The 14,128-nt window shown below is 67.2% G+C and carries 13 protein-coding genes; 3 read left to right on the top strand and 10 right to left on the bottom strand.

The annotated features are described in order from the left end of the window. The first annotated feature begins 6 nt into the window (after window positions 1-6). Window positions 7-795 (top strand): enoyl-ACP reductase FabI, encoded by a 789-nt coding sequence (locus LZ686_RS03325; RefSeq protein ID WP_349546974.1) that lies wholly within the window; start codon window positions 7-9, stop codon window positions 793-795. A 27-nt stretch (window positions 796-822) separates the two neighbouring features. Next, a complete protein-coding gene (locus tag LZ686_RS03330; RefSeq protein WP_349546975.1) occupies window positions 823-1,647 on the top strand; it encodes an alpha/beta fold hydrolase in 825 nt (274 codons plus the stop codon). On the opposite strand, the gene LZ686_RS03335 is transcribed toward LZ686_RS03330, so the two are convergent. Then, window positions 1,644-3,128 carry an inorganic phosphate transporter gene (locus LZ686_RS03335; RefSeq protein ID WP_127898899.1) on the bottom strand — a complete coding sequence of 495 codons (1,485 nt, stop codon included), beginning with the start codon at window positions 3,126-3,128 and terminating at the stop codon, window positions 1,644-1,646. The two genes, LZ686_RS03330 and LZ686_RS03335, sit on opposite strands and share 4 nt — an antisense overlap. Before the next feature lie 187 nt (window positions 3,129-3,315). On the opposite strand from LZ686_RS03335, the gene LZ686_RS03340 reads away from it, so the two are divergent. Beyond that, window positions 3,316-4,167: a sugar phosphate isomerase/epimerase family protein gene (locus tag LZ686_RS03340; RefSeq protein ID WP_349546976.1), complete on the top strand. Its 852-nt coding sequence runs from the start codon at window positions 3,316-3,318 to the stop codon at window positions 4,165-4,167. A 115-nt stretch (window positions 4,168-4,282) separates the two neighbouring features. On the opposite strand, the gene LZ686_RS03345 is transcribed toward LZ686_RS03340, so the two are convergent. From LZ686_RS03345 to LZ686_RS03385, 9 genes are all read right to left on the bottom strand, one after another. Beyond that, entirely contained in the window at window positions 4,283-5,041 is a 759-nt protein-coding gene (locus LZ686_RS03345; RefSeq protein ID WP_045998790.1) for a 3-keto-disaccharide hydrolase, read from the bottom strand. A 56-nt stretch (window positions 5,042-5,097) separates the two neighbouring features. Continuing rightward, window positions 5,098-5,742, bottom strand: coding sequence for a gluconate 2-dehydrogenase subunit 3 family protein (locus LZ686_RS03350; protein WP_304614876.1), 645 nt, complete (start codon window positions 5,740-5,742; stop codon window positions 5,098-5,100). Continuing rightward, window positions 5,742-7,430 carry a GMC oxidoreductase gene (locus tag LZ686_RS03355; RefSeq protein ID WP_045983176.1) on the bottom strand — a complete coding sequence of 563 codons (1,689 nt, stop codon included), beginning with the start codon at window positions 7,428-7,430 and terminating at the stop codon, window positions 5,742-5,744. Before LZ686_RS03355 ends, LZ686_RS03350 begins: the two co-directional genes overlap by 1 nt. A gap of 33 nt (window positions 7,431-7,463) precedes the next feature. Next, window positions 7,464-8,366 (bottom strand): hydroxypyruvate isomerase family protein, encoded by a 903-nt coding sequence (locus LZ686_RS03360; protein WP_349546977.1) that lies wholly within the window; start codon window positions 8,364-8,366, stop codon window positions 7,464-7,466. A 134-nt stretch (window positions 8,367-8,500) separates the two neighbouring features. Next, window positions 8,501-9,436, bottom strand: coding sequence for an ABC transporter substrate-binding protein (locus LZ686_RS03365; protein ID WP_139598464.1), 936 nt, complete (start codon window positions 9,434-9,436; stop codon window positions 8,501-8,503). Window positions 9,437-9,463: 27 nt separating this feature from the next. After that, a complete protein-coding gene (locus LZ686_RS03370) occupies window positions 9,464-10,459 on the bottom strand; it encodes an ABC transporter permease (RefSeq protein ID WP_045983178.1) in 996 nt (331 codons plus the stop codon). Next, window positions 10,456-11,973 carry a sugar ABC transporter ATP-binding protein gene (locus tag LZ686_RS03375; protein WP_349546978.1) on the bottom strand — a complete coding sequence of 506 codons (1,518 nt, stop codon included), beginning with the start codon at window positions 11,971-11,973 and terminating at the stop codon, window positions 10,456-10,458. The genes LZ686_RS03370 and LZ686_RS03375 overlap by 4 nt, the downstream gene beginning before the upstream one ends. Further along, on the bottom strand, window positions 11,970-13,076 hold the full coding sequence (locus LZ686_RS03380; RefSeq protein ID WP_349546979.1) for a Gfo/Idh/MocA family protein: 1,107 nt from the start codon (window positions 13,074-13,076) through the stop codon (window positions 11,970-11,972). Before LZ686_RS03380 ends, LZ686_RS03375 begins: the two co-directional genes overlap by 4 nt. Then, on the bottom strand, window positions 13,073-14,125 hold the full coding sequence (locus LZ686_RS03385; RefSeq protein ID WP_349546980.1) for a sugar phosphate isomerase/epimerase family protein: 1,053 nt from the start codon (window positions 14,123-14,125) through the stop codon (window positions 13,073-13,075). The genes LZ686_RS03380 and LZ686_RS03385 overlap by 4 nt, the downstream gene beginning before the upstream one ends. Window positions 14,126-14,128 lie beyond the last annotated feature (3 nt).

Here is a 14,128-nt window from a genome sequence, read left to right on the forward strand (position 1 = left end):
CAACGCATGGGCGATCTTCTGAAGGGCAAGCGTGGGCTTGTGATGGGGGTCGCCAACGAGCGGTCCATTGCCTGGGGCATTGCGCGCGCGCTGGCCGACCAGGGGGCAGAGCTGGCGTTCAGCTATCAGGGCGAGGCGTTCGGCAAGCGGGTGGAACCGCTGGCCGCCTCGGTCGGATCGGACCTGCTGGTGGATGTGGACGTGACGGACGACGCGTCGCTGGACGCGGCCTTTGCGACGCTGGCCGATCGGTGGGGGTCGTTGGACTTCCTGATCCACGCGGTGGCGTTCTCGAACAAGGATGAACTGACGGGCCGGTTTATGAACACCAGCCGCGCCAATTTCAAGCACAGCCTAGACATCAGCTGCTATTCCCTGATCGAGCTGGCGCGGCGCGCCCATCCGCTGATGGCGGATGGCGGGTCGATCATCACCCTGACCTATGGCGGGTCGAACCGCGTGACGCCCTTCTACAATGTCATGGGCGTGGCCAAGGCGGCGCTGGAAAGCAGCGTGCGCTATCTGGCCAACGACCTTGGCCCCGACGGCATCCGTGTGAACGCGATCAGCCCCGGCCCGATGAAGACGCTGGCAGGCGCGGCCATCGGCGGCGCTCGCAAGACCTTCCGCCACACGGAGGCCAATGCGCCCCTGCGCGCCAATGCCACGTTGGAATCCATCGGCGGCACCGCCGTCTGGCTGCTGTCCGACTGGGGCGCCTGCACCACCGGAGAGATCGTGATGGTCGATGGCGGCTATCATGTGCTGGGCATGCCGCAGAGCGAGAACCTGTAGCGGCGATCACGACAGGGGGGCGGCGGCATGGCGGTTTTCACGGCGGGTGACGGGGCGCGCATCGCCTTTTCCGACCAGGGGACCGGCCTGCCCGTCATGTGCCTGGCGGGCCTGACCCGCAGCATGTCCGATTTCGACTATGTTGCGCCGCACCTGACCGGGGTACGCCTGATCCGCATGGATTACCGCGGCCGCGGCGCGTCCGAATGGACCGGAGCCGAAACCTATACCGTCCCGCGCGAGGCGCGCGATGCGATCGACCTGCTGGATCATTTGGGGATCGACCGTGCCGCGGTGCTGGGCACGTCGCGCGGCGGCCTGGTCGGCATGGTGCTGGCCGCGACCGCGCATGACCGCCTGTCGGGCCTGTGCCTGAACGATGTCGGCCCCGAGATCGCGCGCGCCGGGCTGGAGCGGATCTTCGACTATGTCGGGCGCAATCCCGCGGCTGCCAGCCATTCCGAACTGGCGGCGCGCCTGCCCGGGCTGATGCCGGGCTTTGCCGACGTGCCGCCGGGACGCTGGCTGGAGGACGTGCGCCGCCATTACCACGAAACGCCGGAGGGGTTGCGCATCACCTATGACCCCGCCCTGCGAGAGGCGTTCCTGGCCGCGTTCCAGGGCGATCCGGTCGATCTGTGGCCGTTGTGGCAGGCGACGGCCGGCTTGCCGGTCGCACTGATCCGGGGGGCGAATTCGGACCTTCTGTCGCCTGCGGTGGCCGCGCGCATGAAGGACATGCGCCCGGACCTGATCCTGGCCGAGGTGCCGGGCCGCGCCCATATCCCCTGGTTGGACGAGGCCCCTGCCCTTGACGCGATCCGCCGCTGGCTGGCGGCCTGCGGCGTCTAGCCGCCGATCGCCCGCAGCGCCCAGAACAGCGCCCCCGACAGGGCCGCCGCCGCCGGAACCGTGACCACCCAGGCCGCGCCGATGGTCAGCACATGCGACCGGCGCACCAGCTTGCGGCGGCGACGCTCCTCGGGGGCGGTGCGGGGGCGTTCGGGGGCCTGACCCTGCACGGCGCGGGCGCGGCGGGCCGCGTCCCATTCGCGAAAGAAGCCCACCCCGAAGATCGCACCGACCGCGATGTGGGTCGAACTGACCGGCAGACCCAGCCAGCTGGCCAGGATCACCGTCAGCGCCGCCGACAGCGACACGCAATAGGCACGCATCGGGTTCAGCTTGGTGATCTGGCTGCCGACCATGCGGATCAGCTTGGGTCCGAACAGGAACAGGCCAAAGGACAGGCCGAACGCCCCGATCAGCATCACCCAAAGCGGGATCGCCACGGCCTCGGCCGTGCCGCCCGATCCCAGGGCCTGCACGATGGCGGCCAGCGGCCCGACGGCATTGGCCACGTCATTGGCACCATGCGCAAAGGACAGCAGCGCGGCCGACACGACCAGCGGGATGCCGAACAGCACCTTGAGCGACTTGTTGCGGTTCTCCAGCCCGCGCGACTGGCGGCGGATCACCGGGATCATGACGACCCAGCAGACCAGGCCCAGCACCGCGCCGATCATCAGCGCCCCGGAGAAGGTCACGTCGACGATGCGGCTTAGACCCTTCAGCGCCAGATAGGCCGCGAACGCACCCGCCATGATGCCGATCAGGACCGGCACCCAGACGCGCGCGGCCGCGATCTTGTCGTCGCGATAGATGATGCGCGCCTTGATGAACCACAGGAAGGCCGCGGCGATCAGCCCGCCCAGCACCGGAGAGATCACCCAGCTGGCCGCAATGGTCGCCATCGTGGGCCAGTTGACCGCGCCGAACCCGGCCGCGGCGATGCCCGCGCCCATCACGCCGCCGACGATAGAATGGGTGGTGGAGACCGGCGCGCCGATCCAGGTCGCCAGGTTCACCCACAGCGCCGATGACAGCAGCGCCGCCATCATCGCCCAGACGAAGATGCCGTCGGTCCCGATCGTCTGCGGATCGATGATCCCGCGAGAGATGGTGCTGACCACGTCGCCGCCCGCGATCAGGGCGCCCGCGGTCTCGAACACGGCGGCGATGGCGATGGCGCCCCCCATGGTCAGCGCATTCGCGCCGACCGCCGGGCCCATGTTGTTGGCCACGTCGTTGGCGCCGATGTTCAGCGCCATGTAGGCGCCGAAGATCGCCGCGACCACGACGATCAGCGTGTTGTCGGTCTGTCCGAAGGCGACCATCGCCCCCAGCCCGGCCAGCAGCACGAAGGCCAGCGCGACGCCCGGCGCGACCAGCGGGCGCGCGACATAGGCGGTGGCGTTTTCCAGCGCCGAGAACCGCCCCAGGTCGCGGTCCAGCGTATCGAGATGTCGGGCTTCCAGGTCGTTTTGGGCCATGATGTCCTCTGGTTGGCGCAGCGGGGGCCTAGGGCGAAACGGCGCTCAGCGCAAGCATTGCGGCGGCAGGGTGCCGATCCGGGCAGCAAAAAGCCGGGCCTGTGTGAATGTAATCCTTTTCAGACGGAATGAAATCCATTACATCTGTGGACAACCCCCGGAGGAGCGGGGACCAGAGGAGAAGATCATGACATTTGCAAGAACCGCCTTGATCGGTGGACTGGCCACGCTGGTGGCACCGATGGCGATGGCCCAGGATGCGGCCACGTCCGACCTGCCCATCGCGGTCCAGATGTATACGCTGCGCGACCACGGCACGCTGGATGAACAGCTGGCCGCCGTCCAGGCGGCGGGCGTGACCGCGGTGGAGACCGTCGGCATGCAGGACAGCACCGCCGAGGACCTGTCGGCCAAGCTGCAGGAGTACGGGATCGAGGCGATCTCGACCCATGCCCAGCTGGCCGATCTGCGCGCCGACGCGCAGGCGGTGATCGATTTCAACAAGGCGATCGGCAACGACGTCATCACCGTCCCCTATCTGGCCGAGGAGGACCGCCCTGCGGATGCCGCCGGCTGGACCGCCCTGGGCGAGGAGCTGGCCGCGCTCAGCGAGACGCTGGAGGCGGCGGACATGACGCTGGCCTATCACAACCACGATTTCGAGATGGTCGAGTTCGACGGCCGCACCGCGCTGGAGATCATGATGGAGGCCGCGGGCGAGGACGTCATGGCCGAGCTGGACCTGGCATGGGTCGCGCGCGGCGGGTTGGACCCGGTCGAGTATCTGGGCCGTTTCGACGACCGCGTCTTTGCGATCCACGCCAAGGACAACGCCCCCGAGGGCGAGGCCGAGGACGAGCGGGGCTTCAAGGCGCTTGGCGAAGGCACGCTGGACTGGGCTGCGATCCTGCCCGCCGCCGAGGAGGCCGGCGCGCAGTGGTACATCATCGAGCATGACCAGCCCTTGGACGCCGCCGAGGTCGTGATAACCGGTGCCACCTTCCTGACGGAAAACCTGCCGGACAGCGCCACGCGCTGAACCCTCCCTGCCGGACAGGTTGACTGGGGCCGCGACATCGTCGCGGCCCCTTTTTCCGTGTCGCGATGCCGGGTGGCGATGCCGGGGCCCGCCGCAGGGGGCGGACCCGGCCGGATCACATCGGGCGGACCCAGATGTTGCGGAAGCTGACATCCGCGTCATGGTCCTGCAGCTGGATCGGCGCGCAGTCATGCGCCTCGTAGGCCGGATAGCCGATCCATTCGGTCACACCCTGGATCTGGGCGTGGTTCTGCACCACAACGCCGTTGTGCAGGACGGTGATATGGGCCGGACGGCGCAGCGCGCCTTCGTCCGAAAAGATCGGCGCCTGGAAGATGATGTCGTAGGTCTGCCATTCTTCGGGTGCGCGCGAGGCGTTCACCAGCGGCAGATGCTGCTTGTAGATCGACCCCGCCTGCCCGTTCGCATAGGTCGGGTTCTCGAAGCTGTCCAGGACCTGCACCTCGTAACGGCTCTGCAGGAAGATGCCGCTGTTGCCGCGGTCCTGGCTGTCATGCCCCTCGTTGTTCGGCGGAGAGCGCCATTCGACATGCAGCTGAACGTCGCAGAAGCTCTCCGTGGTGCGGATGTCGCCCGATCCGCGCGCGACGCGCATCGCGCCATCCTCGACAACCCACTCGGCGGCGCCGCCGTTCACGGATTCCCACCCGTCCAGGTTCGTCCCGTCGAACAGCACGACGGCGTCCGACGGCGGCTCGCCCTCGGGGGTCTGGACCAGCCGCGGCTCGGGGCCCGCGATCTCGGTCACGCGGGACTGGGCCTGGCGTTCCTCGCGCGTCGGCTCGGGGGCGTCCTGGGCCAAGGTGGGGGCGGCCAACGCCAGCAGCGCGGCCATCGATGTCATCAGTTTCATGGCAATGTCCTTTGCAAAAGAATGCGGCCCCGGACATGCCGGGGCCGTTGGCGGGATCAGGTGGCCCAGGCCGGGCCGCCGTCGTATTCCAGATCGCCGATGTACTCGCCCGGCACCGGCTCATAGCGCAGCACCTGCGTCGCACCGACTTCGGAGGTGAAGAATCCGAACAGCGTCAGCTGCTGGATCGGCGTGAACCAGTGCAGCGCCGGCAGGTCCGCCTCGGTCTGGGCCTGCGCGGTGGCGGCGGTGTCGGCGGACTGCTGCTGGTCGCGGGCCTGGATGCGCATCTCCTCCTTGGCCTGGGCCACGACGGCGGCCTGGGCGCTGGCGGCGACCATGGCCTCCTGCAGCATCTGCTGGCGCTCCTCGGCGGTCAGGTCCTCGAACGGCTTGCCGAACTGTGCCTGGGCCTCGGATTTCAGCGTGTCGATACTGTCGCGGAACGCCGCCTGCTCCTCGGCGTCATAGCAGTCGCTGACGAACTGGGTCATGAAGGCGCCGACGCCCGCGTCCTTGGCGCCCGGCGTGTCGGTGGCGGGAATGATCGTCTCGGCCACCTCGTCCAGGAAGGCCGCATCCTGGGGGGTGAAGAGGTTCTCTCCGGTCTCGGTCGGGACATAGGCCATTACCCGGCCCGCACCCAGCATGGCCGTCCCGGTGACGGCGGCGATCATCGTCAGAAGGTCGCGACGGTTCATCACAGATCTCCGTTCTTGAGGGCTTTGACGGCGTGATCCGCCGCACGCGCGGTCAGCGCCATGTAGGTCAGCGAAGGGTTCACGCAGCTGGCCGAGGTCATGCAGGCCCCGTCCGTCACATAGACGTTCGGCGCATCCCACACCTGGTTGTTGCCGTTCAGGACCGAGGTCTTCGGATCGCGGCCCATGCGTGCCGTGCCCATTTCGTGGATGCCCATGCCGGGGGCATAGTCGCGGTCGACCGGCTTGACGTCCTTGACCCCGGCGGCCTCCAGGATGTCGACGGCGTCCTGCTTCATGTCCTCACGCATGCGCATCTCGTTCTCGCGCAGGTCGACGCTGACGGACAGGACCGGCAGGCCCCACTTGTCCGTCGTGCCCCGGTCAAGCGAGATGGCGTTGTCGTGATAGGGCAGCATCTCGCCAAACCCGGTCATGCCGATGGTCCAGTTGCCCGGCGTCGACAGGGCCTGCTTCAGGTCCGCACCGATGTTCAGTTCGGCGATGTCGCGCTGCCATCCCTGGCGGCTGGCCGATCCCTGATAGCCGAAACCGCGGGTATAGGGCCGCTCCTCTCCGTCGATATTGCGGAAACGCGGGATGTAGAAGCCCGCCGGACGGCGCCCGAAGTAGTACTTGTCGTCGAACCCCTCGACCCGGCCCTCGGCGCCGACGCGGAAATGGTGGTCCATGACGTTGTGGCCCAGCTCGCCCGACGACGACCCCAGACCGCCTTCCCAGACATCGGTGGCCGAGTTCATCAGCACCCAGGTCGAATTGAAGCTGGAGGCGTTCAGGAACACCACGTCTGCGGTGTATTCATAGGTCATGTTCGTCTCGGCATCGATGATCTCGACCCCGGTCGCGCGCTTGCGGTCCTTGTCGTACAGGACCTCCTTGACGATCGAGAACGGCCGCAGCGTCAGGTTGCCCGTGGCCATCGCGGCGGGCAGCGTCGCGGACTGGGTGCTGAAATAGGCGCCATAGGGGCAGCCCAGCCAGCACTTGTTGCGATACTGACAGGCGACGCGGTTCTGGTCGGGCAGTGCCTCGGTGATGTTGGCCACGCGGCTGTTGATCAGGTACCGCTTGCCGCCAAAGGCGTTGCGCAGGCGTGCGGCCACGTCCTTTTCGACGATGTTCAGCGGGATGGGCGGCAGGAACTGCCCGTCGGGCAGGATGTCCAGCCCCTCGTTCGTCCCCGAGATGCCGGCAAAGCGTTCGGCATGGTCGTACCAAGGCGCGATGTCCGCATAGCGGATCGGCCAGTCGGTCGCGATCCCCTCGCGTTCGTTGGCGGTGAAGTCGGTGTCCGAGAAGCGATAGGACTGGCGACCCCACATCAGGCTGCGCCCGCCGACGTGATAGCCCCGGAACCAGTCAAAGCGCTTGGCCTCGACATAGGGGTTTTCCTGCTCGTTGGCCCACATGCCGAAGGTCTGCTCGTTCAGGGGATAGTCGCGCGACAGGACGGGATAGTTGTCCTTCATCTCCATGGTCGCGGTGCCGCGGTGGGGATAGTCCCAGGCCTCCTTGTCGGCGTTCACATAGTCGGTCAGATGCTCGATGTTACGGCCACGCTCCAGCATCAGGACCTTCAGGCCCTTCTCCGTCAGCTCCTTGGCGGCCCACCCGCCGCTGATGCCCGATCCGACGACGATCGCGTCGTAATGCATGTTGTCTGCCATCTGGCGTTCCTTTCTAGAAATTGCTTGAGGCGTTCAGACGTCGCAGGTCAGCACCGCGTCGCGCAGCGATGCGGCGGCGGCCTGCGGGGAGGGGTCGCGCGGGATGAACTCCTGCGCCACCCAACCCTGATAGCCCGTGTCCCGGATCGCCCTGCAGATCGCGGGATAGTTCAGTTCCTGACTGTCGTCGGGGTCGTTGCGGCCGGGATTGCCGGCGGTGTGGTAATGCCCGAACCAGCGATGGTCGCGCATGATTGTGCGGATCACGTCGCCCTCCATGATCTGCATGTGGTAGATGTCATAGAGCAGCTTGAACTGCGGGCTTTGCAGCCGTTCGCACAGCGCCACGCCCCATGCGCTGCGGTCGCACATGTAATCGGGATGATTGACGCGGCTGTTCAGCAGCTCCATCTGCAGCACGACCCCGGCATCGCGAGCGGCGGGCAGGATGCGCGACAGGCCCTCGGCGCAATGGCGCAGGCCGTCTTCGTCGGACATGCCCCGGCGGTTGCCGCTGAAGCAGATCAGGTTCACATGCCCCGCCTCCGCGACCAGCGGGATGTGACGCAGATAACGTTCGGTCAGTTCGTCGTGGTTGGCGGGGTCCGCCCAGCCATCCTCCAAGCTGATCTCGGCGCCGTTGCACATCGAACTGGCCAGCCCGTGTTCGGCCAGCACCGGCCAGTCGTCCGGACCGCACAGGTCGATCGCGCCCAGGCCGGTCTGGCGGGCCAGCTGGCACAGGTCGGCCAGCGGCAGGTCGCCAAAGGTCCAGCGCGCCACGGAATGGTTGATGTTGCCCTGCAGCCCCGCAGGCTGCGCATCCTGGGCCATCAGGGGCACGGCCCCCAGCCCCGCCCCAAGCGCCGCAAGGCCGCTGGCGCCGTGAAACAGTCCGCGCCGGGTCATAGTCGCGCGGTCCGACAGATCGGTCATGGTTATCCTCCCTTTGATGCAGGCCCCGGTCACGCCCTCGGGCGAAATATGAAACCGTTTACATTTCGGGGCGGAACGACCCCCTCCTCCGGGGTCGGAATGCGGCGCGGGTCACATCCCGCGCCGCGTCGTCGTCAGTACGGGCTGTCTTCGAAATAGAAGCTCTCGGCGTTCTCCGGGGTGATCAGCTCGGAGGCGATGATGAATTCGCCCGACATGGGCGCACCGGAGGTCAGACCCAAGGCGGTCATCTCGATCGCGGTCGAGATCATCGCCGGCGGATAGGTCACGTTCACCGGAACCGTCGGATCGCCGTCCTGGATGCGCTGGACCATTTCCTTCATCCCGGCGCCGCCGACGACGAACATCTCCTCGGTGCGGCCGGCCTGGTCGATGGCCGCCAGCGCGCCAACGGCCATGTCGTCATCCGCCGCCCAGACCGCATCGATCTCGGGGAAGCGCGACAGCCAGTCCTGCATCAGGTTGAAGGCCGTGTCGCGGTTCCAATTGCCGTGATCCATCGCCAGCACCTCGATGCCCGACCCTTCCAGCGCAGCCTCGAAACCCGCCACGCGCTCGTTGTCGACGGTGGAGGCGATGCCGCGCATCACGACGACCTTGGCGCCCTCGTCCAGGGTATCGGCGAAATAGGTTCCTGCGGTGCGGCCGAAGCTGTCGTTGTCGCCTGCGACATACAGGTTCTCGATGCCCTCCTGGGCCAGGCCGCGGTCGACGACGGTGACCCAGACGCCGCTGTCGGCGATGCGCTGGATCGGGCCGGTCAGGGGCTCGGATTCGAAAGGCAGGACGACCAGTGCGTCGATGCCGCGGGTGGCCACCATGTCCTCGAGGTCCGACACCTGCTGCCCGGGATCGGAGGTCGTGGTCAGCACGAATTCCAGATCGGGGTTCGCCTCGGACAGCCGCGCGACGGTGCGTTCGGCGTGAAAGTTCAGCGCCCCCGCCCAGCCATGCGTCGCCGCCGGGATCGAGATGCCGATGGTTTCCGACAGCGCCGGGACAGCGGTCAGGCCCATCAGGGCGGTCGTGGCAATCAGGGTCTTTCTCATGGTGGTTACTCCTCCCACAGGTGAAAATCAGCGTGCGGCGCCGGTGTTTCGCTGCAGCACGACGGCAAGGATGATGACGACGCCCTGGATGGCACCGTTCAGATAGGGGCTGACGAAGTCGGTCAGGTTCAGCAGGTTGCCGATCAGCGACAGGATCAGGACCCCCACGACCGTGCCCCAGACCCGGCCGAAGCCGCCCTTCAGCAGGGTGCCGCCGATGATCACCGCGGCGATCGCCTCCAGCTCCCACAGCAGGCCCGTGGTGGCGGATGCCGATCCAAGGCGCGGCACGTACATCACGACCGCGATGCCGACCAGCGTGCCCAGCAGGACATAGGTCATCAACCGCACCCGCAGCACCGCGACCGAGGAGTAGCGCGCGACCTTCTCGTTCGAACCGATGGCGGCGCAGTGGCGACCGAAGGCGGTGTGGCGCATGGTGATCTCTCCCAGGATCGCCAGCACGGCAAAGACGATGATGGGCCAGCTGATCCCCAGGATGCCGTCGTAATAGACGGGGCGGTACAGCTCGCGCATCTCATAGCCCAGCGAAAGCGTGCCGCCGTCGGCCAGCCAGGTCACCAGGCTGCGATAGATGCCCATCGTGCCCAGGGTCAGGATGAACGCCTCGATGCCGGCGCGGGTGATCAGGATGCCGTTGATGAAGCCCGCGGCCAGTCCCGTGAACAGCGCCAGCGCAATGCCGATCAGGATGACGGGCAGCCCGCCGCCCATGCTTTCGGTCAGCATGTTCATCACCAGGATCATCAGCCCGGCGACGAACGCCGCCATCGACCCGACGGACAGGTCCAGCCCGCCCGCGGTGATGACGAAGGTCATGCCGATGGCGATGATGCCGATGAAGGCGGACCGCGCCAGGACGTTCGTGATGTTGGCAAAGCTGAGGAAGTTCGGGTTCAGCGCCATGCCGATCAGGACCAGCACGATCAGCGCCACGATGGGCGCGACGACGGCCAGATTGACCCTGGGACGCCGGGTCGGGGCGGTGGTTGCCATGCTCATGCGGCGCTGTCCTTTTCATGTCCGCCCTGGGAATGGTCCATCCCCATGGCCAGACGCACGATATTGCCCTCGGTCACGGCCGCGTCGGCCAGTTCGCCCACGATGCGACCAGCGTGCATGACAACCACGCGGCTGGCCAGACCGATCAGTTCGGGCATTTCCGAGGAGATGACGATGATGCTGCGGCCTTCGGCGGCCAACCGCGCGATCAGGGTATAGATCTGCTGCTTGGTGCCGATGTCGATGCCGCGGGTGGGTTCGTCGATGATGATCACCTGGGGGTCCGACAGCAGGGTCTTGGCCAACAGCAGCTTCTGCTGGTTGCCGCCTGACAGATCGCCCACCGCCATGCCGCGTTCGGGCGCGCGGATCGCGAAGTCGCCGATGGCCGTGTCCAGCGCGGCCTCCTCGCGCTTGCGGTCGATCAGGGGGCTGCCGAACCGGTCCAGCTGGCCCAGGGTCAGGTTCTCGCGAAGCGTCTTGTCCAGCAACAGACCCGCGCCCTTGCGGTCCTCGGTCAGATAGACCAGCCCGGCCCGCATCGCCTGCGCGACGTGGTTGACGGGCAGGTCCTGCCCCTTCAGGCGCACGGTGCCGCTGCGCGGGCGCAGGCCCGCGATGGCCTCGGCCAGTTCGGTGCGCCCCGATCCGACCAGGCCGCCGATGCCCAGCACCTCGCCCCGGTGCAGCACCAGGGACGCGTCATGGACCACACCGGGGACGCTGACGCCCTGCGCCTCCAGGATCGGCTCGGCCCCGTGGGCGGCCTTGGGCGGGAACAGGTCCGACAGCTCGCGCCCGACCATGGCGGTGGCCATGTCGTCTTCGGTGACGTCGGCGGTCAGGTCCGACCGCACCATCGTGCCGTCGCGCAGGACGGTCACGCGGTCGGCGATGCGCTTGACCTCGCCAAGCTTGTGCGAGGTGTACAGGATCGCCACCCCTTCCGCCCGCAGGCGGTCGATCTGGGCGAACAGCACCTCGGTCTCGCGCTCGGTCAGCACGGCGGTCGGTTCGTCCATGATCAAGACGCGCGCCTTGCGCGACAGGGCCTTGGCGATCTCGACCATCTGCTTATCGGGGACCGAGATGCGGTTGACCGGCGTGCCCGGATCGACCCGGCATTGCAGCTGACCCAGCAGATCGGCCGTCTGCGCCCGCATCGCCTTGTGATCCAGCAGCAGCCCGCGCCGCAGTTCGCGGCCCAGAAAGACGTTCTGATCGACCGACAGGTGTTCGGCCAGGTTGAACTCCTGATGGATCATGATGATGCCCAGATCCTCGGCCTCGTCCGACCCGGCAAAGGTGATGGGCTTGCCCTGCCACGTCACCTGCCCGCCCGTGGGGTCCAGGTATCCGGCCAATATCTTCATCGTCGTGGACTTGCCTGCGCCGTTCTCGCCGATCAGGGCGTGGACCTCTCCGGGATGCAGGGCGAAATCGACGCCGTGCAGGATCTCGATGGGACCAAAGGACTTGGTGACGCCGTTCAGCGCCAGGATGGGATCGGTCATGGCGTCACCTGGACCCAGGCCGCATCCGCCGCGTTCGACCGGATGCAGGCGTCAATGAACTGCAACCCCTCCAGCCCGTCGCGGATGCCGGGAAGGGTGTCGGGCATGGTGCCGCTGCGGATCGCCTGCGCGGCCTCGGCATAAAGGTTCGCGAACCCCTCCAGGTATCCTTCCGGATGACCGGGGGGCACGCGGCTGCCGTCCTGGGTGCTGCCCGGCCCGGCGCGGCGCAAGATCTGCGCCGGCTTGCCGAAGGGGGTGTATCTGAGCGTCTCGGGCGTGTCGTGCTGCCATTCCAGGCCGCCCTTGTCGCCATAGACCCGCAGCCGCAGGCCGTTCTCCGTTCCCGGCGCCACCTGCGAGGCCCACAGCATCCCCTTGGCCCCCGACGCATAGCGCAGTAGGATATGCGCGTTGTCGTCCAGCCTGCGGCCGGGGACAAAGCTGGTCAGGTCTGCGGCCAGCCGGTTGGGCAATTCGCCAGTAACGAACCGCGCCAACTGGAACGCGTGCGTGCCGATGTCGCCGATCGCGCCGCCGGCACCCGCGCGTTCCGGGTCACCGCGCCATGCGGCCTGCTTGCTGTCCGTGTCCTGGGTCAGCCAATCCTGGGCGTATTCGACCTGGACCAGCCGCAGCGTGCCCAGATCGCCGCGCGCGATCATTGCCCGGGCCTGCCGGATCTGGGGATAGGCGGAATAGTTGTGCGTCAGGATGAACAGCGCATCGGACCGCCCGGCCAGGTCGGCCAAGGCCTGCGCCTGGTCCAGCGTCGCGGTCATCGGCTTGTCGCAGATGACATGGATGCCCTGTTCCAGAAAGGCGCGCGACACGGGTTCATGCAGGTGGTTCGGGGTGCAGACCGACACGGCCTCGATCCCGTCGGGACGGGCAGCCTCGTCACGTGCCATCTGGCGGAAATCGCCATAGCTGCGGGTGATGCCCAAGGCACGCGCACTCTCGGCCGCGCGCGTCTCGTCCGAGGACAGGGCGCCGGCGATCAGGTCGAACCGGCCGTCCAGCCGCGCGGCGATGCGATGGACGTTGCCGATCATCGCCCCCTCGCCGCCCCCGACCATGCCCAGACGGATCGGGCGGTTCATCGGGACAGCCCCAGCATGCGGCGGTTGGCTTCCATGTCGGCACCCCCATCGGCGAAATCGTCAAAAGCGCGGTCGGTGACGCGGATGATGTGGTCGCGCACGAAGGCCGCCCCTTCTCGGGCGCCGTCCTCGGGGTGCTTGATCGCGCATTCCCATTCGACCACGGCCCAGCCGTCGAACCCCATCACCGCCAGCTTGGAAAAGATCGCGTCGAAATCGACCTGACCGTCGCCCAGGCTGCGGAAGCGGCCGGCGCGCTGCGCCCAAGGCTGAAATCCGCCATAGACGCCCTGCCGACCAGTCGGGTTGAATTCGGCGTCCTTGACATGGACCATGCCGATCCTGTCGGCATAGATGTCCAGGTTCTCAAGATAATCAAGCTGCTGCAGCAGGTAGTGCGACGGATCATACAGCATCTTGGCCCGCGGATGCTGGTCCAGACGGTCCAGGAACATCTCGAAGGTGACGCCGTCGTGCAGGTCTTCTCCGGGATGGATCTCGAAGCAGATGTCGACACCGCGGCTGTCGGCATGGTCCAGGATCGGACGCCAGCGGGCGGCCAGTTCATCGAATGCCGCCTCGACCAGGCCCGCGGGGCGCTGCGGCCAAGGATAGAAGTATGGCCAGGCCAGCGCGCCCGAGAACGCCGCCATCCGGTCAAGGCCAAGGTTGGCCGACGCATCGATGGTCTTGCGCATCTGGTCCACCGCCCACGCTTGACGGGCCGTCGGATTGCCCCGCAGCGTGGCCGGCGCGAACCCGTCGAACGCCTCGTCAAAGGCCGGATGGACGGCGACCAGCTGACCCTGGATATGGGCCGACAGTTCGGTGATGGCCAAACCGTTGGCCTGCCCCTTCAGATCGTCGCAATACGTGGTCGAGATCGCGGCCAGATCCAGGTCGATCAGTGCCTCCGCCCCCGACGGCACCTGCACGCCCAGATAGCCGCAATCGGCAGCCCATGCCGTGATCGCGCCAAAGCTGTCGAACGGTGCCTGCGGGCCCACGAATTGGGCCAGGAAAAGGCCGGGGCCCTTGATCGTCTTCATACA

Source organism: Paracoccus sp. NFXS7 (assembly GCF_040148865.1).
In the GTDB taxonomy this organism is placed as follows: Bacteria; Pseudomonadota; Alphaproteobacteria; order Rhodobacterales; family Rhodobacteraceae; genus Paracoccus; species Paracoccus marcusii.

Excerpts from the sequence above, each read along its gene's own strand:
- LZ686_RS03325 (WP_349546974.1), top strand. The coding sequence starts at position 7 with ATGGGCGATCTTCTGAAGGGCAAGCGTGGGCTTGTGATGGGGGTCGCC.
- LZ686_RS03330 (WP_349546975.1), top strand. The coding sequence starts at position 823 with ATGGCGGTTTTCACGGCGGGTGACGGGGCGCGCATCGCCTTTTCCGAC.
- LZ686_RS03335 (WP_127898899.1), bottom strand. The coding sequence starts at position 3,128 with ATGGCCCAAAACGACCTGGAAGCCCGACATCTCGATACGCTGGACCGC.
- LZ686_RS03340 (WP_349546976.1), top strand. The coding sequence starts at position 3,316 with ATGACATTTGCAAGAACCGCCTTGATCGGTGGACTGGCCACGCTGGTG.
- LZ686_RS03345 (WP_045998790.1), bottom strand. The coding sequence starts at position 5,041 with ATGAAACTGATGACATCGATGGCCGCGCTGCTGGCGTTGGCCGCCCCC.
- LZ686_RS03350 (WP_304614876.1), bottom strand. The coding sequence starts at position 5,742 with ATGAACCGTCGCGACCTTCTGACGATGATCGCCGCCGTCACCGGGACG.
- LZ686_RS03355 (WP_045983176.1), bottom strand. The coding sequence starts at position 7,430 with ATGGCAGACAACATGCATTACGACGCGATCGTCGTCGGATCGGGCATC.
- LZ686_RS03360 (WP_349546977.1), bottom strand. The coding sequence starts at position 8,366 with ATGACCGATCTGTCGGACCGCGCGACTATGACCCGGCGCGGACTGTTT.
- LZ686_RS03365 (WP_139598464.1), bottom strand. The coding sequence starts at position 9,436 with ATGAGAAAGACCCTGATTGCCACGACCGCCCTGATGGGCCTGACCGCT.
- LZ686_RS03370 (WP_045983178.1), bottom strand. The coding sequence starts at position 10,459 with ATGAGCATGGCAACCACCGCCCCGACCCGGCGTCCCAGGGTCAATCTG.
- LZ686_RS03375 (WP_349546978.1), bottom strand. The coding sequence starts at position 11,973 with ATGACCGATCCCATCCTGGCGCTGAACGGCGTCACCAAGTCCTTTGGT.
- LZ686_RS03380 (WP_349546979.1), bottom strand. The coding sequence starts at position 13,076 with ATGAACCGCCCGATCCGTCTGGGCATGGTCGGGGGCGGCGAGGGGGCG.
- LZ686_RS03385 (WP_349546980.1), bottom strand. The coding sequence starts at position 14,125 with ATGAAGACGATCAAGGGCCCCGGCCTTTTCCTGGCCCAATTCGTGGGC.